Here is a 2,623-nt window from a genome sequence, read left to right as displayed (position 1 = left end):
GCCAATCCGGGAATCCCTAGAGTCCACAGGACCTAGCGCAGCAGTCGCCGCTGCAGGCTCGGGCTCCAGCCGAGCGCGGCCTGCAGCGCCTCCGCCTCGATCCGCAGCGCCATCCCGGGACACTGCACGATGCCCTCGAGGTCGGAGCGGTCGGTGCCATAGAGCAGGGGCAGGCCCAGCATGCCCTCGCGGCCGACCAGCCCTACCTCCGCCCCGTCGCCATCCTCGAGGATGATGAGCATGGAGAGGAAGCCGCTCTCGACGAAATAGGCGGCGGTGATGGGCTGGCCCGGGGTCTGCAGGATCTGGCGGAACGGCAGTTCCACGAGCTGCATCTGGGGTGCGAGACGCTTCCAGTCTTCGGGCGGCAGGGCGGCGAGCAACTGGTTACGCGGACTGGCTGCCAGAGTATCGGGCAATGGGTACACCTCGCGACATGAGTCGGCGAGAGCACACGATCTCCCTGCCGCGGCGCTTGATTCGCGCGACGGTGCTGTAGCTATGCGCCGGAACTGCCGCTGTCGGTACGGTTTCGTGCGCAGACCGATCGGCCCGCTGCAAGAATTCGTACGGATCCGCCTCGGCGCGGAAGTCAGGCGGCCGGCAGCCAGACCCGGAAACAGGCGCCGTTGCCCGCCTCGCTCTCGATCAGCAGCAGGCCGCGGTGGCGATTGACGATGTGCTTCACGATAGCGAGGCCGAGGCCGGTGCCGCCGGCGCTGCGGGACCGGCCCCGGTCCACCCGGTAGAAACGCTCGGTCAGCCGGGGGATGTGCTCGGCCGGAATCCCCGGCCCGTCGTCGGTAACCGAGAGCAGCACGCCGGGCCGTCCCGGCAGGCGCGGCCCGCCCTCGACGCGGCCGACCGCGAGCTGCACCGTCCCGCCCTCGCGGCCATGGCGCACGGCGTTCTCCAGCAGGTTGCGCACCACCTGCGCCAGCTGCTCGGCATCCGCGGGGCTGGCCACCGCCTCCGCCACCGTCAGCGCCAGGGTGGCGCCGCGGCGGCGGAACAGCGGCTCCAGCGCCGCCGCCTCGGCCCGGGCGACGTCGCCCACCACCACCCGCCCGGTCGGCGGCTGGTGCTCGGTCAGCTCGATGCGGGACAGGCCCAGCAGGTCGTCGATCAGCCGCCGCATGCGCTCGGACTGCTCGGCCATGATGCCGAGGAAGCGCTGCCGCGCCACCGCGTCATCCTCGGCCGGGCCGCGCAGGGTCTCGATGAAGCCGATCAGGCTGGCGAGCGGCGTGCGCAGCTCGTGGCTGGCATTGGCGACGAAATCCGCGCGCATCCGCTCCACCGCCCGCTCCCGCGACCGGTCGGACAGCACGATGACGATGCGGCCGCCGTCCGCCAGCGCCGGCTCCATCGGGATGACCTGCGCCGCGATCTCCCGCGCCACCGGGACCGGCAGCACCAGGTCGGCGGTCTGCGGCCGGCTCTCGGTCAGCGCCCGGTCCACCGCGGCGGCCAGCATCGGATGCCGCAGCAGCGCGGCGACGTCGCCGTCGCGCGGCGGGCCGCCCTTCGAGGTGGCCGCGCCGAACAGGGCCCGGGCGGCGGCATTGGCCCGCAGCGGCACCCGCTCCGGCGACAGCACCAGCAGCGGGTCGGGCAGCCCCTCGACGATCGCCTCGTCGGCCCGCCGCAGCCGGCCGACCAGCTGGCCCTGGACCTCCAGGGTACGGGCCAGCCGGGCGACGCCCTCGGCGATCTCGCCCACCGCCGGCAGCAGGATGGTGCCGCCGGGCGGCACCAGCCGGCCATCCTCGGCGGCGGCGCGGCGCAGCGCCTCCGCCAGCTGCGCTAGGCTGCCGATCCAGAGCCGCGCCACCGCCAGCGCCCCCGCCAGGCAGGCGCCGAGCGCCACCACGCCATGGACCGGCTCCACCGCCCCTTCCAGCAGCAGCGTCCCCAGCACCAGGCAGGGAACCCCGCCGATGAGCCCGGTGGCGCCGAGCACCCGGCCGATCAGCGGTCGGGCCACGCCCCTCAGCTGCCCGGGCTGCCGGGAATCGGCGCCGGCTGCACCAGCCGCGGCTCGCCCGAGGGATCGACCGCGAAGAGGGCCAGCCCATGCTGGGCGAGGCCTTCCGGGGCCAGCCGGATGGGGCCGTCGGCGCCCAGCATCGGCTGCCCCACCGGCGCATCCTGGCCTTCCCGCGCCGCCCGGCTGGCCAGCGCCGCGGCATCGTAGGCGACGCCGGCGAGGCGCGGCGGGCGGTCGCCGAAGGCGGCCTGGTAGCGTTGGTCGAAGCCGGCCCGGGTCGCCGGGTCGGGCCCGGGGAACCAGGCATCGGCCAGCGCCGGCTCCCGCGCCACCACCGGGTCCTGCGCCCAGAGCGAGGTGCCCAGCAGCCGCGCCGGGGTCGGCAGGGCGGTGGCCAGCGCCGCGGCGGCGGCCCTGGCCCGCTCGCCGCCGAGGCCGAGCAGCACCGCGTCCAGCCCCTCCGGCCCGGCCTGGGTCGCCAGGTCGCGGGCGGCGGCGGCGCTGTCGCCGATGCGGGGGTGCAGCACCACCACCGGCGCCGCCAGGCCGAGCGCCGGCATCCGGGCCCGCAGCGCCGCCGCGAGCCGCCGGCCGAATTCGTCGTCCGGCGCCAGCAGGCCGAAGCGGCGCGCC

General features: G+C 75.8%; 3 protein-coding genes. All 3 read right to left on the bottom strand.

From position 1 onward, the window contains the following. Positions 1-32: 32 nt before the first annotated feature. On the bottom strand, positions 33-335 hold the full coding sequence (locus QWZ14_RS06165) for a Crp/Fnr family transcriptional regulator (RefSeq protein WP_290315753.1): 303 nt from the start codon (positions 333-335) through the stop codon (positions 33-35). 257 nt (positions 336-592) lie between these two features. Continuing rightward, the gene (locus QWZ14_RS06160) at positions 593-1,987 is read right to left on the bottom strand and encodes an ATP-binding protein (protein WP_290315752.1); all 1,395 of its coding nucleotides are present in this window, start codon (positions 1,985-1,987) and stop codon (positions 593-595) included. Between the two features lie 5 nt (positions 1,988-1,992). Further along, positions 1,993-2,623: ABC transporter substrate-binding protein (locus tag QWZ14_RS06155; protein WP_290315751.1), on the bottom strand; the 631-nt coding region annotated here is incomplete at its 5' end.

This window comes from Paeniroseomonas aquatica, from assembly GCF_030409335.1.
Taxonomy (GTDB): domain Bacteria; phylum Pseudomonadota; class Alphaproteobacteria; order Acetobacterales; family Acetobacteraceae; genus Belnapia; species Belnapia aquatica.
This window is presented reverse-complemented; position numbering and strand designations above follow the sequence as displayed.